General features: G+C 64.6%; 23 protein-coding genes. 7 read left to right on the top strand and 16 right to left on the bottom strand.

The genetic code is table 11. The features are described from left to right. The gene (locus HU729_RS14315; RefSeq protein WP_186710657.1) at window positions 1–414 is read right to left on the bottom strand and encodes a hypothetical protein; all 414 of its coding nucleotides are present in this window, start codon (window positions 412–414) and stop codon (window positions 1–3) included. Between the two features lie 232 nt (window positions 415–646). Here HU729_RS14315 and HU729_RS14310 point away from each other — a divergent pair, with 232 nt between their 5' ends. Together HU729_RS14310 and HU729_RS14305 are read left to right on the top strand one after the other, a co-directional pair. Further along, complete coding sequence (locus HU729_RS14310; protein ID WP_186668625.1) at window positions 647–868, top strand: cysteine-rich CWC family protein; 222 nt, start codon at window positions 647–649, stop codon at window positions 866–868. Window positions 869–878: 10 nt separating this feature from the next. Then, window positions 879–1,571: a pseudouridine synthase gene (locus tag HU729_RS14305; protein WP_186710656.1), complete on the top strand. Its 693-nt coding sequence runs from the start codon at window positions 879–881 to the stop codon at window positions 1,569–1,571. A gap of 9 nt (window positions 1,572–1,580) precedes the next feature. On the opposite strand, the gene HU729_RS14300 is transcribed toward HU729_RS14305, so the two are convergent. Together HU729_RS14300 and HU729_RS14295 are read right to left on the bottom strand one after the other, a co-directional pair. Then, window positions 1,581–4,649: an efflux RND transporter permease subunit gene (locus HU729_RS14300; protein WP_186710655.1), complete on the bottom strand. Its 3,069-nt coding sequence runs from the start codon at window positions 4,647–4,649 to the stop codon at window positions 1,581–1,583. Between the two features lie 6 nt (window positions 4,650–4,655). Continuing rightward, the gene (locus tag HU729_RS14295; RefSeq protein ID WP_186668630.1) at window positions 4,656–5,756 is read right to left on the bottom strand and encodes an efflux RND transporter periplasmic adaptor subunit; all 1,101 of its coding nucleotides are present in this window, start codon (window positions 5,754–5,756) and stop codon (window positions 4,656–4,658) included. A 183-nt stretch (window positions 5,757–5,939) separates the two neighbouring features. Here HU729_RS14295 and HU729_RS14290 point away from each other — a divergent pair, with 183 nt between their 5' ends. Further along, window positions 5,940–6,575 (top strand): TetR/AcrR family transcriptional regulator, encoded by a 636-nt coding sequence (locus tag HU729_RS14290; RefSeq protein WP_186710654.1) that lies wholly within the window; start codon window positions 5,940–5,942, stop codon window positions 6,573–6,575. 83 nt (window positions 6,576–6,658) lie between these two features. Here the strand turns inward: HU729_RS14290 and HU729_RS14285 are convergent, their stop codons facing one another. Then, window positions 6,659–7,441: a class I SAM-dependent methyltransferase gene (locus HU729_RS14285; protein WP_186710653.1), complete on the bottom strand. Its 783-nt coding sequence runs from the start codon at window positions 7,439–7,441 to the stop codon at window positions 6,659–6,661. Between the two features lie 94 nt (window positions 7,442–7,535). Here HU729_RS14285 and HU729_RS14280 point away from each other — a divergent pair, with 94 nt between their 5' ends. Continuing rightward, window positions 7,536–8,159: an energy transducer TonB gene (locus tag HU729_RS14280; RefSeq protein WP_186668636.1), complete on the top strand. Its 624-nt coding sequence runs from the start codon at window positions 7,536–7,538 to the stop codon at window positions 8,157–8,159. Window position 8,160: 1 nt separating this feature from the next. Here HU729_RS14280 and HU729_RS14275 read toward each other — a convergent pair whose 3' ends face one another. The 7 genes from HU729_RS14275 to ppc form a co-directional block, all read right to left on the bottom strand. Next, window positions 8,161–8,850: an extensin family protein gene (locus HU729_RS14275; RefSeq protein ID WP_186710652.1), complete on the bottom strand. Its 690-nt coding sequence runs from the start codon at window positions 8,848–8,850 to the stop codon at window positions 8,161–8,163. A gap of 6 nt (window positions 8,851–8,856) precedes the next feature. Then, window positions 8,857–9,687, bottom strand: a complete 831-nt coding sequence (locus HU729_RS14270) for an isocitrate lyase/phosphoenolpyruvate mutase family protein (protein ID WP_186710650.1) — start codon at window positions 9,685–9,687, stop codon at window positions 8,857–8,859. A 27-nt stretch (window positions 9,688–9,714) separates the two neighbouring features. Continuing rightward, entirely contained in the window at window positions 9,715–10,584 is an 870-nt protein-coding gene (locus HU729_RS14265; RefSeq protein WP_186668642.1) for a DUF72 domain-containing protein, read from the bottom strand. Between the two features lie 3 nt (window positions 10,585–10,587). Then, a complete protein-coding gene (locus HU729_RS14260) occupies window positions 10,588–10,884 on the bottom strand; it encodes a hypothetical protein (protein ID WP_186668644.1) in 297 nt (98 codons plus the stop codon). Window positions 10,885–11,015: 131 nt separating this feature from the next. After that, window positions 11,016–11,684, bottom strand: coding sequence for a tRNA (adenosine(37)-N6)-threonylcarbamoyltransferase complex dimerization subunit type 1 TsaB (gene tsaB, locus HU729_RS14255; protein ID WP_186710648.1), 669 nt, complete (start codon window positions 11,682–11,684; stop codon window positions 11,016–11,018). Window positions 11,685–11,771: 87 nt separating this feature from the next. Next, entirely contained in the window at window positions 11,772–12,422 is a 651-nt protein-coding gene (adk, locus tag HU729_RS14250; RefSeq protein ID WP_153773975.1) for an adenylate kinase, read from the bottom strand. Between the two features lie 259 nt (window positions 12,423–12,681). After that, entirely contained in the window at window positions 12,682–15,309 is a 2,628-nt protein-coding gene (gene ppc / locus HU729_RS14245; protein ID WP_186710646.1) for a phosphoenolpyruvate carboxylase, read from the bottom strand. A gap of 157 nt (window positions 15,310–15,466) precedes the next feature. On the opposite strand from ppc, the gene HU729_RS14240 reads away from it, so the two are divergent. From HU729_RS14240 to HU729_RS14230, 3 genes are all read left to right on the top strand, one after another. After that, complete coding sequence (locus HU729_RS14240) at window positions 15,467–15,811, top strand: pilin assembly protein (RefSeq protein ID WP_186710644.1); 345 nt, start codon at window positions 15,467–15,469, stop codon at window positions 15,809–15,811. 244 nt (window positions 15,812–16,055) lie between these two features. Beyond that, the gene (locus HU729_RS14235) at window positions 16,056–16,469 is read left to right on the top strand and encodes a DUF4398 domain-containing protein (RefSeq protein ID WP_054895063.1); all 414 of its coding nucleotides are present in this window, start codon (window positions 16,056–16,058) and stop codon (window positions 16,467–16,469) included. A 50-nt stretch (window positions 16,470–16,519) separates the two neighbouring features. Next, window positions 16,520–17,302: an OmpA family protein gene (locus HU729_RS14230; protein ID WP_186668660.1), complete on the top strand. Its 783-nt coding sequence runs from the start codon at window positions 16,520–16,522 to the stop codon at window positions 17,300–17,302. A 66-nt stretch (window positions 17,303–17,368) separates the two neighbouring features. Here the strand turns inward: HU729_RS14230 and HU729_RS14225 are convergent, their stop codons facing one another. The 5 genes from HU729_RS14225 to HU729_RS14205 form a co-directional block, all read right to left on the bottom strand. After that, window positions 17,369–17,695, bottom strand: coding sequence for a hypothetical protein (locus tag HU729_RS14225; RefSeq protein ID WP_063543336.1), 327 nt, complete (start codon window positions 17,693–17,695; stop codon window positions 17,369–17,371). Then, window positions 17,692–18,615 (bottom strand): alpha/beta hydrolase, encoded by a 924-nt coding sequence (locus HU729_RS14220; protein WP_186710642.1) that lies wholly within the window; start codon window positions 18,613–18,615, stop codon window positions 17,692–17,694. Before HU729_RS14220 ends, HU729_RS14225 begins: the two co-directional genes overlap by 4 nt. Then, window positions 18,587–19,864 (bottom strand): flavohemoglobin expression-modulating QEGLA motif protein, encoded by a 1,278-nt coding sequence (locus HU729_RS14215; protein WP_186668664.1) that lies wholly within the window; start codon window positions 19,862–19,864, stop codon window positions 18,587–18,589. The genes HU729_RS14220 and HU729_RS14215 overlap by 29 nt, the downstream gene beginning before the upstream one ends. 62 nt (window positions 19,865–19,926) lie before the next feature. Next, window positions 19,927–20,475 carry a hypothetical protein gene (locus HU729_RS14210; RefSeq protein ID WP_186668666.1) on the bottom strand — a complete coding sequence of 183 codons (549 nt, stop codon included), beginning with the start codon at window positions 20,473–20,475 and terminating at the stop codon, window positions 19,927–19,929. Window positions 20,476–20,505: 30 nt separating this feature from the next. Continuing rightward, window positions 20,506–21,258, bottom strand: coding sequence for a TetR family transcriptional regulator (locus tag HU729_RS14205; RefSeq protein ID WP_186710640.1), 753 nt, complete (start codon window positions 21,256–21,258; stop codon window positions 20,506–20,508). Window positions 21,259–21,311 lie beyond the last annotated feature (53 nt).

Here is a 21,311-nt window from a genome sequence, read left to right as displayed (position 1 = left end):
CTATCGCTGCCAGTTGCGATCCCCACGCCCCCGATCGCCTTGCCCATTGGAATGCCAGCGATCATCCCGCCCGCCGCCACGGTAGTCCTGGCGATCGCGGTCACGCCCGTAGTCGTAGCGCTGGCGGTTGCCGTAGTCATGACGCGGATTGCCATGCCACTGGTTCACCACCGGTGGCGTGTAGGGCCGGTAGTAAGGTGCCGGCGCCGGACGGTAGTAACGCGGTGCCGTCTGGTAGTAATACCGAGGCTGCGGCGCGACGTAGTAACGGTCCTGACGGTAGTAGTAACCCGGGTAGGCGTAGCGGTCAGCGGTGTAGTACTCGCTGCGGTAATAGCCCCCGTCCCCGTAGTAAGGGGCACAGGCACTGGTCATCAGGCCAAGCAGAACGACCAACAGGATTCGCGGGTACATGGCGGCCTCCTGGACCGCTGGATTGCCCGGCACAGCGGCGCTGGCGGACGTCGATCGCAACACGTTGATCGACACTGAGTAAGACAGTGCGCCCAAGGTCCGGTGCCATTTGCGCAACAAATTGAAACAGACAGAACGATCCGGAAATACAAATAGACAGAGGCGCGACAAAAGCCTCCAACGGATATACTGCGCGCCTCGGTGCAGACATATCGCGAACCCGGAAGCCACCATGAACGACAGCCAGCGCTGCCCCGCCTGCGGCGCCGCCAACCAGTGCGCCCTGGCCGACCCGCGCAGTGCCACCCAGGCCTGCTGGTGTTTCAGCGTCAGCATCGATGCCGCTTTGCTCGAAGCGCTTCCCGACGAACTGCGCAACAAGGCCTGCCTGTGCCCTCGCTGCGCAGCAGTCGACGAACAGCTCAAGGCAGCCGACCAGCGGCAGCCTCTTTAAGATTGCTACGATGCGCCTCGATCGATTTCTCGCCAACTTCCCCCAGTACAACCGCCAGCAGGTGCGCTTGCTGCTGGTGCAGCGCCGTGTGCGGGTCGACGCACAGCCGGTGATAGATCCGCGACACGAGGTGCGTGAATTCAGCCGGGTCGAGGTCGATGAGCAGTTGCTGCAGGCCGGGCGCCCGGCACGCTACCTGATGTTGTACAAGCCCGCGGGGTGCGTCAGCGCCACCCGCGACCCGCAGCACCCCACCGTACTCGACCTGCTGCCGGCCGACCTGCGTGACGACCTGCACATCGCCGGGCGCCTGGACTACAACACCACCGGGCTGATGATCCTGACCAATGACGGCCAATGGTCACGCCGCCTGACCCAACCGCGCACCAAGCAGGCGAAGGTCTATCAGGTCGAGACCGAGGACGAAATCGGCGCGCACTACATCGAAAAGTTCCGCGAAGGCTTCTACTTCGCCTTCGAAGACCTCACCACCCTGCCCGCCCAACTCGACATTCTTGGCCCGCGCAGCGCGCGACTGGCGATCGTCGAAGGGCGCTATCACCAGGTCAAGCGCATGTTCGGCCACTTCGACAACAAGGTGATCGGCCTGCACCGCGAAAGCATGGGGCCCATCAGCCTGGACCCGGCCCTGACGCCAGGCGCGTTCAGGGCCCTGACCGCCGAGGAAATCGCGGCGGTCTGACGGTCGACCTCAGGCGCTCTTCTTCACCCTGAACCAGGCTGCATACAGCGCCGGCAGGAACAGCAGCGTCAAGGCCGTCGCCACGATCAAGCCGCCCATGATCGCCACTGCCATCGGCCCGTAGAACACGCTGCGCGACAGTGGAATCATCGCCAGCACCGCGGCCAATGCCGTCAGCACGATGGGCCGGAAGCGCCGCACCGTGGCCTCGATGATCGCCTGCCAGCGGTCCAGCCCAGCGGCGATGTCCTGCTCGATCTGGTCCACCAGGATCACCGAGTTACGCATGATCATCCCTGCCAGCGCGATGGTGCCGAGCATCGCCACGAAGCCGAACGGCTGGCGGAACACCAGCAGGAACAAGGTCACACCAATCAGCCCCAACGGTGCGGTGAGGAACACCATCACCGTGCGCGAGAAACTGCGCAGCTGGATCATCAGCAGGCTCAGCACCACCACGATGAACAACGGCATGCCGGCGTTCACCGAGCGCTGGCCGCGCTGAGCATCCTCCACCGTGCCGCCGACCTCTAGCAGGTAACCGTCGGGCAATTGCTCGCGCACCTGCTGCAGGGTCGGCAGGATCTGCCTGACCAGGCTGTCCGGCTGTTCCTTGTCGTAGATGTCGGCACGCACGGTCACCGTCGGCAGGCGATTGCGGTGCCAGATGACACCCTCCTCGAAGCCGTACTCCAGCGTCGCCACCTGTGACAACGCCACGCTCTGGCCGTTGTCGGTCGGCAGCGCCAGACTGCCCAGGCCCCCAATGTCGCTGCGCTCCTCGCGAGTGCCGCGCAAGAGAATTTCGATCAGTTCGTTGTCCTCGCGGTACTGGCTGACCGTGGTGCCCGTCAACGAGCTTTGCAGGAAGCTCGACAGCTGCGCGGTACTCACGCCGAGCGCGCGGGCGCGGTCCTGGTCGATTGCCAGGAACACCGCCTTGCTCGGTTCCTCCCAGTCCAGGTGCACGTTGACCACGTGCGGGTTCTCGCGCACCTTGACCGCCACCTCTCGGGCCAGGGCGCGCACTTTCTCGATGTGTTCGCCGGTGACCCGGAACTGCACCGGGTAACCCACGGGCGGGCCGTTCTCAAGGCGCGTGACCCGCGAGCGCAATTGCGGGAATTCCTGGTCAAGGGTGGTAATGGCCCAGCTGCGCAGGGCTTCGCGGTCCTTGAGCGACTTGGCCAGCACCACGAACTGGGCGAAGCTCGCTGCCGGCAGTTGCTGGTCCAGCGGCAGGTAATAACGCGGTGAACCGGTGCCGACGTAGGCCACGTAGTTCTCGATACCATCCTGCTGCTTGAGCAGCGCCTCCAGGCGCTTGACCTGCTCGGCGGTGTTTGCCAGCGAAGCACCTTCGGCCAGCTTCAGGTCGATCATCAGCTCAGGCCGCGCCGATGCCGGGAAGAACTGCTGGGGCACGAAGCGGAACAGCACGATGCTGCCGACGAAGGCGGCAATGGTCAGCACGATCACCGTCTTGCGACGACGCACGCACCACTCCACCACCTTGCGCACACGTTGGTAGAACGGCGTGGCATAAGGGTCGGGCGTATGCTCGCCATTGCCGTGACGCGCCGCATGGCGCTTGGCCAGGTCCGGCAGCAGGCGGTCGCCCAGATAGGGGACGAACAATACCGCCGCGACCCACGAGGTCAGCAACGCGATGGTCACCACCTGGAAGATCGAACGGGTGTATTCGCCGGTGCTCGACGCGGCCGTGGCGATCGGCAGAAAGCCTGCGGCGGTGATCAGCGTTCCGGTCAGCATCGGGAAGGCGGTACTCGACCAGGCATAGCTTGCCGCCTTGAGCCGGTCGTAGCCCTGCTCCATCTTGATCGCCATCATCTCCACGGCAATGATCGCATCGTCCACCAGCAGCCCCAGGGCCAGTACCAGCGCCCCCAGCGAAATCTTGTGCAGGCCGATGCCGAAGTAGTGCATGGCAGCGAAGGTCATGGCCAGCACCAGCGGGATCGCCAGGGCCACCACCAGCCCCGTGCGCACCCCCAGCGAGAAGAAGCTCACCAGCAACACGATGACCAGTGCCTCGACCAGCACCTGGATGAACTCGCCGACCCCGGCCTTGACCGCTGCCGGCTGGTCGGACACCTTGCGCAGCTCCATGCCCGCCGGCAGGTCGTGCGCGAGCCGGGCGAACTCGGCTTCCAGCGCTTTGCCCAGTACCAGGATGTCACCGCCGTCCTTCATCGACACAGCAAGGCCGATGGCATCCTCGCCCATGAAGCGCATGCGCGGCGCAGGTGGGTCGTTGAAGCCGCGATAGACCTCGGCAACATCGCCGATGCGGAAGGTACGATCGCCTACGCGGATAGGGAACTGGCGAATCTGCTCGACGCTGTCGAAGCGCCCGCTGACCCGCAGTTGCAGGCGCTCGCTGGGCGTTTCGAAGAAGCCTGCGGTGCTCACCGCATTCTGCTCGCGCAACGCCTGCTGCACCGCGGCCAGCGGCACCCCCAGGGTCGCCAGCTTGGTGTTGGACAGCTCGATCCAGATCTTCTCGTCCTGCAAGCCGATCAGCTCGACCTTGCCCACATCCTTGACCCGCTGCAGCTGGATCTGGATGCGGTCGGCATAATCCTTGAGCACTGCATAGTCGAAGCCTGCCCCGCTCAGGGCGTAGATATTGCCGAACGTGGTGCCGAACTCATCGTTGAAGAACGGCCCCTGCACCTCAGGCGGCAAGGTGTGACGAATATCCGCGACCTTCTTGCGGATCTGGTACCACAGTTCGGGAATTTCGTCCGAATGCATCGAGTCGCGAGCCATGAACGTGACCTGGGACTCCCCCGGACGGGAGAACGAGACGATCTTGTCGTACTCGCCGGTCTCCATCAGCTTCTTTTCGATGCGCTCGGTGACCTGTCGCGACACCTCTTCAGCGGTGGCACCAGGCCACAACGTACGCACGACCATGGCCTTGAAGGTAAAGGGTGGATCTTCACTCTGTCCCAGCTTGGTGTAGGACATAGCGCCAATGGCCGCCAACAGGATCATCAGGAACAGTACGATCTGGCGATTGCGCAGCGCCCAGGCGGAAAGGTTGAACCCCATCGGGACTTACTCCTTGCTCGCCAGGTTCACCACACGGTTGCTGCGATCGACCGGCCGTACCTCCTGGCCTTCGCGCAGCACGTGGCCACCTGCGGCGACCACCCAGTCGTTGACGCCCAGCCCTTCGAGCACCGGCACGCTGTCGGCACCGTATGGGCCGAGACGAACAGGCGCACGCTCCAGCCGATTGTCCTTGCCCACTCGCCAGACATAGGCCTGGCCCTGCTCGGCCGTCACCGCCGACAGCGGCACCGACAGCGGCGAGCGTTCGGCATGGGCGATGTACACCCTGGCGCTCTGGCCCAGCTCTGCCGGGGCTTGCGTCGATGTGAAGGCAATTCGCGCAGCGAAGGTGCGCGAGCGTGGATCGGCGGCCGGCGACAGCTCGCGGATACGCCCCTCGAAGCGCTGCTCGGGGTGCGACCAGAGTTCGACAGTTACCGCCTGCCCCACCGTGAAGCGGGCAAACTGTTGCTCGGGCAGGCCGATGGCCACCTCACGTTCGCCATCGGCTGCCAGGGTGAATACTGTCTGCCCAGCCGCAACCACCTGGCCCACTTCGACCTGGCGCTTGGCGATCACACCGTTCTGCGGCGCCCGCAGCACAGCGTATTCCGCCTGGTTGCCGGCCACGTCGAATTGCGCCTTGGCCTGCTTGAGGCGGGCAAGACCCGCACGGTAGAGGTTCTCGGCATTGTCGAACTGGGAATGGCTGACCATCTGGCGGTCAAGCAGCTTCTGGTAACGGTCGCGTTCGGCACGCACCAGCGACAGGTTCGCCTCGGCGGCGGCCATCTGCGCGCGGTTGGCCTCCAACTGCAGGCGCACGTCCTGCGGATCGAGCTCGGCCAGTGGCTGGTCGGCCTTGACCCGCTGCCCTTCCTCGACCAGGCGCTTGCTGACCTTGCCGCCGATACGAAACGCCAGCTCCGGCTCGAACCTGGCGCGTACTTCGCCCGGATAGCTGTTGGCCGAAGCGCCGGTGGGCTGGGGCTGGATCACCAGTGCCGGACGCGGGGCCGCAGGTGCCGCGGCCTCCTGGCCACAGGCAGTGAGCAGCAAGACGCAGGCAAGGGGCAGGACGAGGGGCGACGCACGACGCAACATGATGAATAACCTTTCGCAGAGGACGCATCGAATAATTATACTGGCGGGTATATTAAGTCAGGGAACCGACGCCGGGAAGCGGGTGCCAGACAGAAAAAATGTATTTATCCCGCGACGTGCGTAGCAGCCGCGAGCCGCGCGACTCGGTAATATGAGCGCTTCATCAGACAGACACGGACTCCAATGCCCATCGACGCACCCACAGGCCCTGGCCGGCCCAAGGATCTCGCCAAGCGCGAGGCCATCCTCGAAGCCGCCAAGTCGCTGTTCCTCAGCCTTGGCTACGCCAACACCAGCATGGATGCGGTCGCTGCGGCGGCAGGTGTTTCAAAACTCACGGTCTACAGCCACTTCAACGACAAGCAGACCCTGTTCGGCTCGGCGGTCATGGCCACCTGCCAGACGCAACTGCCCGACCTGATCTTCGAGCTGCCCGAGGGCGTGCCGATCGAAGACGTGCTGCTCAAAATTGCCCGGGGCTTCCAGGCGCTGATCAGCAGCGACGAGTCGGTCAAGCTGACGCGCCTGATCATGGCTTTGGGGAGCCAGGACCCGGGGCTTGGGCAGTTCTTCTACGAGGTGGGGCCCAAGCGGGTGCTGGCCGAAATGGAGGCGCTGCTGCGCTGCGTCGATGCACGCGGGTTGCTGCGGATGGAGAATCCGTTGCGCGCGGCCGAGCATTTCTTCTGCCTGATCAAGGGCGCCGCCGATTACCGGCAGTTGCTCGGTTGCGCACCGCCGCTGGCCGGAGAGGAAGCCGAGCAGCATGTGCGCGAGGTGGTCGGGGTGTTCATGCGGGCGTATAGCAGCCACCTGTAGGAGCGGGCTTGCCCGCGAAAAGTACACCGCGATGCATGGCACCGGCTTTGCCGGTGTTCGCGGCGATTCGGCGCCCGCTTACCCTAAGCCTTCAACGCCTTCTTCGGGTAGATATCGTAGCGACTGGACTTGCCCTCCAGGCTATGGCTCGGCTTTGGCCCGTCGATGATCGGTGCCTTGCGTGGGCGCTTGACCACGACCCGGTGGCTGGCCAGCGCCAGCGCGGCCTCCAGCAATGCCGGAGCATCCAGATCGTCGCCCACCAGCGGGCGGAACACGCGCATTTCCTTCTTCACCAGTGCGCTCTTGTCACGGTGCGGGAACATCGGGTCGAGGTAGATCACCTGCGGCGCCTCGCCCTGCCAATCGCGCATGCGCTCGATGGCATTGCCCGTCAGCAAGCGCATGCGCTCGACGATCGGCGCCACTTCAGCATCCAGGCGCCCACGCGCCAGGCCATCCTCGAGCAACGCAGCAATCAGCGGCTGGCGTTCGATCAGGGTCATCTGGCAGCCCAGGCTCGCCAGCACGAAAGCATCCTTGCCCAACCCCGCGGTGGCATCCAGCACCTGAGGCCGAACGCCTTGGGCGATACCGACCGCCTTTGCGATCATCTGCCCATTGCCGCCGCCGAACAGGCGTCGATGCGCCGCCTGCCCTTCGACGAAATCCACCCGCACCGGACCGGGGGCCTGCGGCCCCAATTGCTGGATCTGCAGACCATCAGCGCCGATCTGCACGGCGAACTGCGCCGAGTCATCCTCCTGCGGCAGGCCCAGACGCTGCGCCCAATCCTGCGCCTGCGCCTGGAACGGCGCCGACAGCGCCTCGACCCTGATACCTGTGCCCTGCTCTTGCTCTGCCATCCGATCCCGCACTCGAAAAAATTAATGAAACCCCGGCCACGGCCGATAAAAGCTCTATCCGCTATTCTGCCAGAGCACAACGCGCGCGACTGCCATGTCAGATACTCTTCCCATCGGTTTGACCTACCTGTCGCCAGTCGGCAACTACGGTCGCCAAAATACCCAGGCACTGGGCGGCGTCAGCCACCTGTGGCAGGACTTCTTCGCCCGCGCGATGGCCGAGCAGTCCGCAGAAGAGCAGGACAGCTTCAGCCAGGCCTTGACCCGCCAGTACGACAAGGACAGCGGCGAGCCACTGGGCGGCGCCAAGGCGCTGGCATTGATCGAGATTCAGCGCGCGCTGCCGGTTCAGGATACCGAGGTGCGTCCGCCCGAGCCGCTGTTCCTGCCCAAGGCAGAACTGGAAGCCAACCTGCTGGAGCCGGCGCCCGAACCCTTCAGCGCCAGCGAGCTGATCGAGCAGCAGCGCCAGCTCGACCTCAATGGCAGCTGGCTGCGCCCGCTGGTGATGAACCAGGGCCATCCCTCGCCCGAGCCGGGCCCGGCGCCTTCGCCGCGTCCGCTGCACCTGCCGATCGCCGAACTGGAGAAGTACCTGCTCGAACCGGCTCCGGAACCCTTCGACGACGCGACCCTCGCCAAACAGCAAAACGACCTGGAATTCGATACCCACTGGGCCCGCCCTGTGGTGCTGAACAACGTGCGCGTACACGCCTGAGTCAGCGGCAGACCTGCCAAAGCCCCGCGTCCAGATGAAAGTGATTCGCGTGGGCAGCGTTGTAGTCAGGCCCCAGCACCGTACTGAAGCTCTCGCAGGCCGCATCGCGCACTTCGCGCAGGAAGTGCGCCTTCGCTCCCCCCGCCTGCCAGTCTCGCGCCAGCACGATGCGCTGGCCATCCTTCAAGCGAAAGCCACTGATGTCCAGGGCATTGGCCGTGGCGTGCTGGCTGAGCCGCCCCTGCTCGCGATGATAGATATTGCGACAGGCAAAGCTGCCCAGGTGATCCACCTGTGCCACCGACTGACCGAACACACGTTGCGCCGCAGGCTGCAAGCCGTGGGTCTCGAACAGCGCATAGGCCACCGCCAGCGGACAACTGGCGAGAAAGCTGCTGCTCAGGCGCGCCTCGCCACCTTCGATACGCCACACATTGCGTAACGGGCAACGCGCCGTTTCCGGGCTGTCGGCCTGTTCTCGATAACGCAGCGCAGACGTTTGCAGTGCCTGTCGACACAAAGCCGGGTCGTCACGCAGACGTGACAGCTTGTAGGCCGTCAGCAGGTTCGGCGGCTGACGCACATCAAGCGCCGCCCAGGGATTCCAAGCCGCCGGTGGACGCCAGCCCAGATACCAGGCAAGCGCACCTGCGGCCATCAGCCCGCCCAGCACCATCGCCAGCAAGCGCATGGCCGGTCAGCGTCGGAACAGGTCGTTGAGCTGGGCGAACGGCATCGCCTGTTCGCCATAGCTGAAGGTGCCCTGATCCCGAATCTCCAGCGCCGCACGCTGGAACGCGCCCAGTGCCGCACGCGCCAGCGACGAGCCGACGCTGATCCGGCGCACCCCCAGGTCCTGCAACTGATTCACGCACAGCGGCACACCCGCCATGCCCAGCAGCACATTGACCGGTTTGGGCGCCACCGCCTGCACCACTGCACGAATCTCGTCGACACTGCGCAGGCCTGGGGCGTAGAGCACATCGGCGCCCGCCTCGGCGAACGCCTGCAGGCGTTTGATGGTGTCATCCAGGTCCAGGCGCCCGTGCAGGAGGTTTTCCGCACGGGCGCACAGGGTGAAAGGAAATGGCAGGCTGCGGGCCACCTGAACTGCGGCGCGGACACGCTCGACGGCCAGGCCAAGATCGTGGATGGGGGCTTCGCTGCGACCGGTGGCGTCCTCGATCGAGCCGCCCACCAACCCAGCCTCGGCCGCGCGCAGGATGGTCTGCGCGCAGTCTTCGGGCAGGTCGCCGAAACCGTTCTCCAAGTCTGCGGCGACCGGCAGGGGTGTGGCATCGACGATGGCCTGGGCATTGGCCAGGGTATCGTCGAGGCTCAGTGCACCCTCGGCGTCAGGTCGGCCCAGACTGAAGGCCAATCCTGCGCTGGTAGTGGCCAGAGCTTCGAAGCCCAGCGCCGCCAGCAGCTTGGCGGACCCGGCATCCCACGGGTTGGGAATGACGAAGGCGCCATCACGCTCGTGCAACTTCTTGAAGGCTTCGGCTCGCAGGGTTTGCACATCCATGATCAGGTCTCCGGCAGGGTCTGGGGGTCAGAGTAGTCCCAGCTGTTCGACCTCAGGTGCGCGCGGCAATTCCGGCAAGGCCGCCAGGCCCGGCAACCGCACCATGAGGCGTTGGTGAAAATGCTGGGCCAGCGCAGCAGCCAGGCGGTTGTCGGAGGTATGCAGGAAAATGTACGGGCAACGCCCCTCTTCGATCCAGCCAGCAATCTTGTCCACCCAGGGTGTGAGAAAACTTTCGTTGGCGGCCAACTCCGGATGACCGATGAAGCGCACCTGCGGGTGCTGGCTGAAGGCGGCCGGACGCGGTGGCACCTTGGGCTTCTTGGCCTGCGCGTGTAGCACCGCTGGGTCGCGCGACGTGCAACTGAACAGCGCCCGCGGATCCAGGCAGATTCGCTCCACACCGCGCTCATGCAACAGCCGGTTGAGCAGACGCTCCTCATCGCCACGGGCGAAGAAGGCATCGTTGCGCACCTCGACGGCCACCGGCACACCGATCTCGTCGAGGAAGTGACTCAGTTCCGCCAATCGCGCCGGGCCGAACAGCGCCGGTAGCTGCAGCCAATAGGGAGATACTCGCTCGCCCAGCGGCGCCAGCAGGCGGGTGAAGTCCAGCGCGGATTCGAGCTGATCACGCAGGTCGCCAGCATGGCTGACGTCACCGGGAAACTTCGCAGTGAAGCGAAACTGCCGGGGCATGACCTGGGCCCAGCGCTCCACCGTGGCAGGCGCAGGACGGGCGTAGAAGGTGGTGTTGCCCTCGACCGCATTGAACACCTGGCTGTACAGGCCAAGGTACTCAGCAGGGCGAGCGTCGGCGGGATAGAGGTAGTCGCGCCAGGCGTTCTCGCTCCAGGACGGACAACCGAGGTGATAAGGCAGAGGCGATGGATTCATCCATCAAATGTACAGGTCCAACCCCAGCACTTCCATCTCCCAGTCGGTGAAACCCGCGGTGCTGAGGTAGCTGGCCAACGCGGTGGCGGTGCGTCTGTCGCGGGCGCGGGGGAACACCATGTCCTGCTGGCGCGCTGGCAGGCCAGCGCTGCGGCGGTTGGCGCGGGCGATCTGCTCGGCTTCGTGGTCTTCGACGTCCTCGATGACCTGCGCATCGTCGATGCTCTCGTCGCGCACCGATGCTTTGCGCGGTGCGCGCTTGACCGGGTAGGACTGTGAGGAGAAACCGTCGATGCGCATGAGGGGTGCACTCGGGAGCAATGATGGCAATCTAGCAGCATCAGGCGTCCATCACCAATGCGCGTGTGATAACTGGACCACAGATCGCGCAAAAGGTTTTATCTCGAACGGCAATAGCCGACGAACTGCACTCAGCGCGCCTTGGGCGTGGCGACATTATCGCGCAGATAGACCGGTTGCGCCTGTTCGGCGACGACCGCCTCGCCCCGCGCCCAGGCATGACCGGCCAGGCTGAGGATATCCAGGGCATGCGGCAGGGCCTGGGCATCGCAGCGCTCGACCTGAACGCCCAGACGCTCGCCATAGCCCCAGCCGGTGCCCGCACCGAACCACTGGCCACCCTCGGGCAGTACGACCCGCTCAGGGGCGATCACCCGCTCCTGGTCGAGCAGGCGCATTTCGCCATCGTGCGCCTGGTAGCAGCCCCAGTACACTTCATCCATGCGTGCATCGATGGCCGCGGCCACCTGCTGCACACCATGCTGGCGCAGCGCCCCCTGGGCCAGGGCGGCGAGGTTCGACACCGGCAGCACCGGCCGTTCGAGGGCGAATGCCAGCCCCTGGACCACACCGATGGCGATGCGCACACCGGTGAAGGCCCCAGGCCCACGGCCAAAGGCGATGGCATCCACTGCGCTCAGGGCGACACCGGAGTCGGCGAGCAACTGCTTGATCATCGGCAGCAGCTTCTGCGCGTGCTGGCGCGGGATCACCTCGTAATGGCTGGTCACCTTGCCGTCATGCAGCAGGGCGACGGAACAGGCTTCGGTGGCGGTATCCAGGGCCAGCAGGGTGGTCATCGAACGTGTATCCAGGCGAAAGGGAAAAGAGCGGCAGTATAAACGACAACGGCCCGCAAGCGGGCCGTTGTAAAACGCAGAGGGCGATCAGCTCAGGGCTGCCAGCACCTTGGCGGTGATCGACTCGACCGAGCCGACGCCTTCGATGTGGGCGTACTTGGGCTTGCCGGCGTTGGCGGCCGACAGCTTCTGGTAGAAGTCCACCAGCGGCTTGGTCTGGCTGTGGTAGACCGACAGGCGGTGACGCACGGTTTCTTCCTTGTCGTCGTCGCGCTGGATCAGGTCTTCGCCGGTGACATCGTCCTTGCCTGCCACTTTCGGCGGGTTGTACTGGATGTGGTAGGTGCGGCCCGAGGCCAGGTGCACGCGGCGACCGGCCATGCGACCGACGATCTCTTCGTCGTCCACGGCGATTTCGACCACGGCATCAATGTCGACACCGGCAGCGACCATGGCTTCGGCCTGCGGGATGGTGCGTGGGAAACCGTCGAACAGGCAGCCCTTGGCGCAGTCTGGCTGAGCGATGCGCTCCTTCACCAGGCTGATGATCAGATCGTCGGAAACCAGCTGGCCGGCGTCCATGACTTTCTTCAGTTCCAGCCCCAGCGGGGTGCCGGCCTTGACAGCGGCACGCAGCATGTCGCCGGTGGAGATCTGTGGAATACCGAACTTCTCGGTGATGAACTTTGCCTGAGTACCTTTACCGGCCCCGGGAGCTCCCAGCAGAATTACGCGCATCTTGTGCTCCTCATATTTTTTTATTGCAAATCAATGGATTCGGCGTTCAGGGCCAAGTCCGGAAAATCGGATCAGACCGGAAAATCGGTCAAAAGGCTGCTCAAGATACACAGCGCCCGGCAGCCAGACAAGCGTTCCAAAATTGCACGAACGCCCATCTGGCGCCCTTCTGCCGAGCAGGTTGCACCCATCGCAACCTACCCCGATGCATCCCCCGGCTGCACCACCGTACAACCCGGTGCGGCGCTGCCCGACGGCCTCAGCCGGTGTTGCGCAAACCGGCGGCAATACCGGCCACGGTCACCAGCAGGGCCTGCTCCAGCGGGCTGTCCAGAGCGGCTTCGCGCACCCGCGAACGCGCCAGCAGTTCCGCCTGCAGGCGGTGCAGCGGGTCCAGATAGGTGTTGCGCAGGCTGATGAATTCCAGGGTCTCCGGGCTGTGCGCCAGTAGCACCGGCTGGCCGGTCAGGCCCAACACCACCTGGCACGACTGCGACAATAGGTCGCGCAGATGTGCCCCCAAAGGCAGCAGCGCCGGTTGCACTAGACGTTCGTCGTAGGCCTTGGCAATTTCCGCATCGGCCTTGGCCAGCACCATCTCCAGCATATCGATGCGAGTGCGGAAGAACGGCCATTGCTCACGCATCTGCCCCAGCAGCTCACCCTGGCCACGCGCCAGGGCATTGCCCAGCGCGGTTTCCCATCCCAGCCAGGCAGGGAGCATCAGGCGCGTCTGGGTCCAGCCGAAGATCCACGGGATGGCCCGCAGGCTTTCGATGCCGCCCGCCCGGCGCTTGGCTGGCCGACTGCCCAACGGCAGGCGCCCAAGTTCCTGCTCCGGGGTGGACTGACGGAAGTACTCGACGAAATCAGGGTTCTCGCGAACCACCGCGCGATAAGCCTTCACCCCATCGGCGGCGAGCTGGTCCATCAGTTCGCGCCAGGCAGGCTCGGGCGGTGGCGGCGGCAGCAAGGTCGCCTCGAGCACCGCCGCCAGATAGAGATTGAGGTTCTGTTCGGCGATCCCCGGCAGGCCGAACTTGAAGCGGATCATCTCGCCCTGTTCGGTCGTGCGGAAACGCCCCGCCACCGACCCTGGCGGCTGGGAAAGGATCGCCGCATGGGCCGGGCCACCGCCACGGCCGACGGTGCCACCGCGGCCGTGGAACAGCAGCAGCTCGACCTGGTGTTCACGGCAGATGCGTACCAGGTTTTCCTGCGCCCGGTACTGCGCCCAGGCTGCCGCCGTGGTACCGGCATCCTTGGCCGAGTCCGAGTAACCGATCATCACTTCCTGCGGCCCGTGCAGCCCGGCGCGATAGCCGGGCAAACCGAGCAGGCGCGCCATCACCGGGCCCGCGTTGTCCAGGTCAGCAAGGGTCTCGAACAGCGGCACCACGCGCATCGGCCGAGTCAGCCCGGCCTCCTTGAGCAGCAATTGCACCGCCAGCACATCGGAGGCGGCGCCCGCCATGGAGATGACATAGGAGCCCAGAGAAGCCTCGGGCGCCGCCGCGATCTCGCGACAGGTGGCGAGCACCTCGGCGGTCTCGGCCTGGGGCTGGAAGTGGGCGGGCAGCAGCGGCCGACGGTTTTTCAGCTCGGCCTGGAGGAAGGCGATACGTTGTTCTTCATCCCACTCGGCATAACGCCCGAGCCCCAGGTACTCGGTGATCTCCGACAGCGCGTCGCGGTGCCGGGCCGCATCCTGACGCACGTCCAGGCGCACCAGGAACAGGCCGAAGGTCACCGCCCGGCGCAGGCAGTCGAGCAACGGACCATCGGCGATCACCCCCATGCCACAGGCATGCAGGGACTGATAGCACAGCTGCAAGGGCTCGATCAGTTGGCGATTGTCGACAAGCACTTCGGCACTTGCAGGCTGCGGGCCGGCCAATGCGGCATGGGCCCAGGCCCGGGTGGCACGCAGACGATCACGCAGTTGCTTGAGGAAGGCGCGGTAGGGCTCGGCGCTGTCACCCACCTTGGCGCGCAGGGCGTCGCTGGCCTGTTGCATGGACAGTTCGGCGGCGAGGTAGTCGATATCGCGCAGGAACAGGTCGGCCGCCATCCAGCGTGCCAACAACAGCACCTCGCGGGTGACCGAGGCGGTGACGTTGGGGTTGCCATCGCGGTCGCCGCCCATCCACGAGGCGAAACGCACTGGCGCCGCCTCCAGCGGCAGGTGCAGGCCCGTGGCCTCGAACAACGCCTTGTCGACCTTGCGCAAGTGGCTGGGAATCGCCTGCCACAGCGAATGCTCGATCACCGCAAAGCCCCATTTGGCCTCATCGACCGGCGTTGGACGGGTGCGGCGAATCTCCTCGGTGTGCCAGGCTTCGGCGATCAACCGACGCAGGCGTTCGCGCACCTGCTGGCGTTCGGCCGGCGTGAGGTCGCGATGGTCCTGGGCGGCAAGCTGCGCGGCGATGGCGTCGTACTTCTGGATCAGCGTACGCCGCGCCACCTCGGTGGGGTGGGCGGTGAGTACCAGCTGGATGTCCAGCTTGGCCAGTTGCCGGGCCAAGGCATCGTCGGCGTGCCCGGCCTGCTTGAGCCGCGCCAGCAACTCGGGCAATGCGCGGTCCTCGAATGGTGCCGGCTGGTCGGCGCCACGGCGATGGATCAACTGGTACTGCTCGGCAATGTTGGCCAGGTTGAGGAACTGGTTGAAGGCTCGGGCGACCGGCAACAGGTCATCGTCTGCAAGATCGCCAAGCGTGGAGCTCAACTGCTCGGCCGCGCCACGGCGATCGGCCTTCGCGCTGTGACGAATATCCTCGATCTTCTGCAGGAATGCCTCGCCATGCTGCTGGCGGATGGTCTCGCCCAGCAGTTCACCCAACAGATGGACATCCTCACGCAAGCGCACATCGATATCGGTCATTGGCTCTCCTTATCGCGCGGTCCACCCGCGCTGCCGCCCAGGTCATTGCTCCAAGAGTGCCCACAGGCGCCCCCGCAAGGCAAGCCGGGATCGGCCAATGCAACTAAAGTGAAGAGACGGCCCTCACAGCTCATGTCACGGTTCTACAGAGGTCATCATGAAAATCCGCGAGCTCGCACAACACTGGGAACAGAACGCCGCTGGCACCCTCAGCCCCACCGGGCACCACCTGCACCTTGACCTGGAATCCGAGGCGCGCCTGGCCGCGTTGGTCGAGATGTACCCCAAGCGCACCACCGAAGAACTGCTCGGCGAGCTGGTCGCCGCCGCGCTCGAAGAACTCGAAGCCAGCTTCCCCTACGTGAAGGGCCAGCAGGTGATCGCCACCGATGAAGAAGGTGATCCGCTGTATGAAGATATCGGCCCCACGCCACGCTTCCTCAGCCTGTCGCGGCGGCATCTACAGGACCTGAGCCAGCCACTCCCCAAGCGCGACGCCTGAGCCGGAAGGCCCACGAATACTGCCCCGCGCGGCAATAGTTCCGTAGGAAAAGCACTGACCGACCAGTCAGAAATAATTACGAAGCCTACGCAACTTTTTCTGAACTATTCTGAAAGCGCTCAAGTCGGAGCCAATAGCCATCACGCAAAAACCCTGCACGCATGGTGTTTGGCCTTGGACTCGAGCACATGTGTATGTCAGGGAGCGATGGACTGCTACGGACATCGTTATCAGGAGTGATCCAATGGAGTTGACCACCATGAAGACCCGCACCGAAAAATTCCCGTCCAACTCTCTGCGCGGGCTCAAGCTGGCCGCGCTGGCGCTTGGCAGCAGCCTGGTACTGGCTGGCTGTGCTGGCAACCCGCCGACCGAGCAGTACGCGGTGACCCAGTCTGCCGTGAACTCTGCCGTCAGCGCAGGCGGCACCGAGTTTGCCGCCGTGGAGATGAAAGCGGCGCAAGACAAGTTCAAGCAGGCGGAAATCGCCATGCATGACAAGAAGTACGACGAAGCCAAGCGACTGGCCGAACAGGCCGAATGGGACGCCCGCGTCGCCGAGCGCAAGGCACAGGCAGCCAAGGCCCAGAAAGCCGTGCAGGATGCCCGCCAAGGCGTTCAGGACGTACGTGAGGAAGGCCTGCGCAGCGCCCAGTGAGGCCTGCCCGGTATTCCCCTGCCTTCGTTATCGATCAAAGGATGAACACTATGCGCAATTACGTAATGATCCCTGCCCTGTTGGCCCTGAGCGTCGGTCTGGCTGCGTGCTCGCACGACCCGAACGCCAACCTCGAATCGGCCCGCACCAACTTCTCGGCGCTGCAGAGCGATCCGCAGTCGAGCAAGCTGGCAGCCCTCGAGACCAAGGACGCCCAGGACTGGCTGAACAAGGCCGACAAGGCCTACATGGATCGCGAAGATGAGAAGAAGGTCGATCAACTGGCCTACCTGACCAACCAGCGTGTCGAAGTCGCCAAGCAGACCATCGCCCTGCGCACCGCAGAAGCCGATATCAAAAACGCTGCAGCGCAACGCGCCCAGGCCAAGCTGGAGGCCCGCGACGCGCAGATCAAGAAACTGCAGGACAGCCTCAACGCCAAGCAAACCGACCGCGGTACGCTGGTGACCTTCGGCGATGTGCTGTTCGACTTCAACAAGGCCGACCTCAAGAGCAGCGCCCTGCCGAACATCACCACCCTGGCCAACTTCCTTCAGGAAAACCCTGAGCGCAAGGTGATTGTCGAGGGCTACACCGACAGCGTCGGTTCGGCGAACTACAACCAAGGCCTGTCGGAGCGTCGCGCCGAAAGCGTACGCCGTGCGCTGGTGCGTGCCGGCATCGACCCATCCCGCGTAGTCGCCCAGGGTTATGGCAAGGAGTATCCGGTCGCGGACAACTCCAGCGCCTCGGGCCGTGCGCAGAACCGTCGTGTGGAGGTGACCATCTCCAACGATAACCAACCGGTCCAGCCACGTGCTGCGATTCGCTGATACGCGCTGTGAGCGATATGAAAAACCCGCCTTGATGGCGGGTTTTTCATGTGCGCAAGATCAGATTCACTGTACCTGCTGCGGCGTGTCCTGGCCCATGCAGCGGATCGCCCGCTTGCGGTTATCGACCAGCACGCCCGTCAGGCCCTTCTGCTGAGTGTCGAACAACACCAGCACACCCTCGACGCACTGTGCCACCTGCGGCGATGGATCGAGGGAAACCCGGTAGTCCTCACCCGGAATCGTCTTGAGCATGGTGTAGTCCTGCAGCAGCAGGGCATCCTCGGGCTTGGCGAAATGCAGGTAGCCGTAGTACCACAAGGCACCCACCGTCACGATGATGCTGCCGACACCGGTCAGGATCAGCGGGATGGCGTTGCGTTCTTCACTCATTGCGCATTCTTCTCGTCAGGGTAGTTCGGGACCTCCGCCAATCGGCGCAGGCCGTTGAAGTGGCTGGGGTCGTCGAGGAAGCGCAGCATCACCTGACGCCAGGTCGGGTCGGCGAAGGTCTGCACATGGTCGCCACGGGTCAACTGCAACACGCGCGGCGGCGGGGCATGCTGGTACAGGCGGATACCGTTGGCCATGGGCACCAGGTTGTCATCGATGCTGTGGAAGAACAGCTTGGGCGGGCTGTCCAGGCGTTCGATGGAGTGGATCGCGCTGTCAGCGTCGGGCACCAGCCACGACAGCGGCACCTGAAGCGGCCAGGTCATCCACGACGTACTCAGGGCGAAGCGCCCGACGTCGCGGTAACTCGCCGGCACCCCATCGAAGACCAGCGCACTGAAACGCTGGCGCTGCTCGGGATGGCCGGCCAGGTAATGGATGGCCATCGCACCGCCCAGGCTCTGGCCCAGCAGCACCAGCGGCTTGCCCTGCACTTCGGGCGCCTTGCCCAACCAGCCCAGCGCAGCATCGATATCCTGGTACACCGCCGGCAGCGTCGGCGTGCCCTGGGACAAACCATAGCCACGGTAGTCGATCATCAGCACCTGATAACCCTGCTCGGGCAGCCAGTAACTGCCGCCCAGGTGCCAGGCCAGGTTGCCACCATTACCGTGCAGATGCAGCACCGTGCCCTTGACCTCGACGCCCGCCTTGGCCGGCAGCCACCAACCATGCAGGCGGGTGCCATCCTCGGTGATCAGCGTGACATCGCGGTACTGCAGGTGCGCGCGCTCGGGGGTGAACGGCTGGCCCGGCTCTGGATAGAACAGCAGGCTGCTGCAACCGGCCAGGCAAGACAACCCGAGCCCGAGCAACAGGGTGCGGCAGCGCTCAGAGAATGTTCGCGTAGTCGGCTTCAATGCGATCCAGGCTCAGGTGATTGAGGAAGTTGGAGAAACACATCCAGGCCGACAGCGCGTTGAGGTCACGGAACTGTTCGGGCAAGTACTTCGGCGGCGCCACCAGGCCCTCCTCGACCAGTTGGCGCAAGGTGCGCATGTCTTCCAGCGTGGTCTTGCCGCAGAACAGCAGCGGAATCTGCTCCAGCTTGCCTTTCCTCACGGCCAACTGAATGTAGTTGTAAACCATGATGAAACCTTTGAGGTAGGACAAGTCCTTGGTGAACGGCAGACCATTGGGCACCGAGCCGCGGAATACTCGGCTGGCATTGCCATAGCTTTCGGCCATTTCGAAACCCTGGCCCCGGAAGAACTCGTATACCTGCAGGAAGTCCGCGCCCTGCTCCACCATGTGAATGGCGCGGGTGCGGTTGGTCAGCTTGCGCAAGCGGCTGGGATAGGAGGCGAAGGCGATCACCTCCATGAGGATGGCCAGGCCCTCCTGGGTCACGGTCGACGAGGGCGGGCCCTTGGCCAGGAAGGTGCAGATCGGCTGGTTGAGGCCATTGAGCGTGGTGCCCACATGCACCAGCCCTTCGTGAACCTCCAGCGCGCGGACGTCGCGGCTGTTGAACATGGCGTCGGCACGCACCTTGATGTAGTCGGCACCGGCCGCCGCATCGGCGACGATGCCATCGGACTCGAACACGCGGATGGTTTCTTCCGCCTCGCCGAAGACCTTGTTCAGGCGGCGCTGGAGGATCTCCACCGCTTCCTTGGCAGTAAGGTTTTTCGGCTCGTCCTTCAGGTCGCCACGCCCATCGATGTTGTTCAGGTAGTCCGAGAGCATCAGCCCCAGGTCGGCCAGGGTCGGGTCACCGGCGTGGAAGGCGTCGGAGGCGGCGCCATACAGCTCCTGGGAGATCAGCCCGAAATCCTCGGTGCCGCGCGCCTCGAGCATGCGCACCACCATGCGGTACTCGCGGCACATGCGCTTCATGATCTGCCCGACCGGGTTGAACTGGCCGAGCTGGCGGATGATGTCGCGCTCGATGGCCTGGAACTCGGCCTTCACCGCGCTGGAGTCGAACGACAGAGGGCGGCTGTGGTAGTACGCATGGTCTACCGCTGGCGGCTCCTTGCCCTTGGCCTTGAGAAAACCCTGGCGAATGCCGTCGTCCCATTTCACCGCGTCCAGCACCCGGATCGGGGTCTGGGCCGCGACGATACGGTCGGACAATGTGCGGATGGTTTGCTGGTATTCGTCCAACGGAGACTCCTTGCAAGGGCCTATTCGCGGGCAAGCCCGCTCCTACAGGTACGCGGTATCCGCTATTTGCCGGCCCGCTGGAACCGCGCCACCTCGACGAACAGGTCGGAGTTGGCGGGGTCGTCCAGATAGGCCAGCACCCGCTCGGCGGGGCTGTCGATCAGTACGCCCGGGCCATTGTCTTCGGGCACCTCGGTACTGCGACCGCTCAATTCCTTGTTGTCCACGGCCTGCTGGACTTGCTCGACATCGAGGTTGTAGAGCACCAACTGCTTGCCATCGACGACTTCGAAACCGCCAATCAGGAACTTGCCGCCCAGGCGCTTGGGCACGCCTGCCGACAGGTACCAGCGATTGCCATGGCGCGAAACGCTGAAGGTGTAATCCTCGGGCGCCTTGCCCTGGGCGCGGGCCACGGCCTTGTAGGTGTTGCCGCCGACGCGGCTGATGGTCAGCTTCAGTGGCTGGCCCCAGGCGTCCTTGCTGCTCCATTGGCCCAGCAAGGCCTTGGGGGCTGGTTCGTTACTGGCCAGCGGTTCGTCGAAGGTCACCAGACACCCGCCCAGCAGCAGGAACGACAAGGTCAACAACAGCACACGCCAGGCTTTCATCAGGTTCTCCTTGAAAAGGTCGGCTGCGCCTTAGACCGCGGCCAGCACCAGGTGCAGGTAACGGGTAAGGATAGCGAGCATCTGCCCATCGGCCTGGGCATTCGCTTCTTTGAGCAGCCCTTGATATTCCATCTGCTCGATGATGGCCGTCAACACCAGGGCGTCCTGCTCGGGCTGGCGCGAGCCGACCACCTGAAGCATCTGCCGCGCGCCATGCAGCAGGATCTGCTCGTGGGCCCGCACCAGCTCGGCCAGGCGCGGGCACAGCAGCGCCTCCTGGCGGAAGGCCTGTTCGGCCATGAGGAAGTCGCGCCGGTTGCACAGCTGGCGGGTGACGTAGTCGGCGGTCATGCGCGCCACTTCGTCGGCAAGACGTGCACGGGACTGCGGGCTGCCGTCGCCCTGGGCCAGCAGCTGGCGCAGCACAACCTCGGTGTTGGCCCACAGCTTGGCCATGTAGGCGGCGCTGCGCTCGACGTACTGGGCGAAGGTATCGGTGAGCAGGTCTTCGATATCCTTGAAGTAATAGGTGGTGGCCGACAGCGGCACCTCGGCCTCTGCCGCCACTGCACGGTGGCGCACACCGCGCACACCGTCGCGCACGACGATGCGCATGGCGGCGTCGAGAATCTGCTGGCGGCGTTGCTCGCTGCCCTGGCGACTGGTCTTGCGACCTTGGTACTGCACGCTCTCGGCGACGGCGTTGGCTACGCCGGCGGCGCCTTGCTGGGCGTTTGCGGGGGGCACGGTGGGGACCTCGGTGTCTGTCTGGGGGATGTTCATTGTCTGTCCCGCGATAGGGCCGGTACAGACACTACACAGCCAAGCAAGAAAAA

The sequence above is a fragment of the Pseudomonas sp. RW10S2 genome (genome assembly GCF_014268985.1).
Classification (GTDB): Bacteria; Pseudomonadota; Gammaproteobacteria; order Pseudomonadales; family Pseudomonadaceae; genus Aquipseudomonas; species Aquipseudomonas wayambapalatensis.
This window is presented reverse-complemented; position numbering and strand designations above follow the sequence as displayed.

Coding starts and splice junctions, on each gene's coding strand:
- HU729_RS14315 (WP_186710657.1), bottom strand. CDS start 414: ATGTACCCGCGAATCCTGTTGGTCGTTCTGCTTGGCCTGATGACCAGT.
- HU729_RS14310 (WP_186668625.1), top strand. CDS start 647: ATGAACGACAGCCAGCGCTGCCCCGCCTGCGGCGCCGCCAACCAGTGC.
- HU729_RS14305 (WP_186710656.1), top strand. CDS start 879: ATGCGCCTCGATCGATTTCTCGCCAACTTCCCCCAGTACAACCGCCAG.
- HU729_RS14300 (WP_186710655.1), bottom strand. CDS start 4,649: ATGGGGTTCAACCTTTCCGCCTGGGCGCTGCGCAATCGCCAGATCGTA.
- HU729_RS14295 (WP_186668630.1), bottom strand. CDS start 5,756: ATGTTGCGTCGTGCGTCGCCCCTCGTCCTGCCCCTTGCCTGCGTCTTG.
- HU729_RS14290 (WP_186710654.1), top strand. CDS start 5,940: ATGCCCATCGACGCACCCACAGGCCCTGGCCGGCCCAAGGATCTCGCC.
- HU729_RS14285 (WP_186710653.1), bottom strand. CDS start 7,441: ATGGCAGAGCAAGAGCAGGGCACAGGTATCAGGGTCGAGGCGCTGTCG.
- HU729_RS14280 (WP_186668636.1), top strand. CDS start 7,536: ATGTCAGATACTCTTCCCATCGGTTTGACCTACCTGTCGCCAGTCGGC.
- HU729_RS14275 (WP_186710652.1), bottom strand. CDS start 8,850: ATGCGCTTGCTGGCGATGGTGCTGGGCGGGCTGATGGCCGCAGGTGCG.
- HU729_RS14270 (WP_186710650.1), bottom strand. CDS start 9,687: ATGGATGTGCAAACCCTGCGAGCCGAAGCCTTCAAGAAGTTGCACGAG.
- HU729_RS14265 (WP_186668642.1), bottom strand. CDS start 10,584: ATGAATCCATCGCCTCTGCCTTATCACCTCGGTTGTCCGTCCTGGAGC.
- HU729_RS14260 (WP_186668644.1), bottom strand. CDS start 10,884: ATGCGCATCGACGGTTTCTCCTCACAGTCCTACCCGGTCAAGCGCGCA.
- tsaB (WP_186710648.1), bottom strand. CDS start 11,684: ATGACCACCCTGCTGGCCCTGGATACCGCCACCGAAGCCTGTTCCGTC.
- adk (WP_153773975.1), bottom strand. CDS start 12,422: ATGCGCGTAATTCTGCTGGGAGCTCCCGGGGCCGGTAAAGGTACTCAG.
- ppc (WP_186710646.1), bottom strand. CDS start 15,309: ATGACCGATATCGATGTGCGCTTGCGTGAGGATGTCCATCTGTTGGGT.
- HU729_RS14240 (WP_186710644.1), top strand. CDS start 15,467: ATGAAAATCCGCGAGCTCGCACAACACTGGGAACAGAACGCCGCTGGC.
- HU729_RS14235 (WP_054895063.1), top strand. CDS start 16,056: ATGGAGTTGACCACCATGAAGACCCGCACCGAAAAATTCCCGTCCAAC.
- HU729_RS14230 (WP_186668660.1), top strand. CDS start 16,520: ATGCGCAATTACGTAATGATCCCTGCCCTGTTGGCCCTGAGCGTCGGT.
- HU729_RS14225 (WP_063543336.1), bottom strand. CDS start 17,695: ATGAGTGAAGAACGCAACGCCATCCCGCTGATCCTGACCGGTGTCGGC.
- HU729_RS14210 (WP_186668666.1), bottom strand. CDS start 20,475: ATGAAAGCCTGGCGTGTGCTGTTGTTGACCTTGTCGTTCCTGCTGCTG.
- HU729_RS14205 (WP_186710640.1), bottom strand. CDS start 21,258: ATGAACATCCCCCAGACAGACACCGAGGTCCCCACCGTGCCCCCCGCA.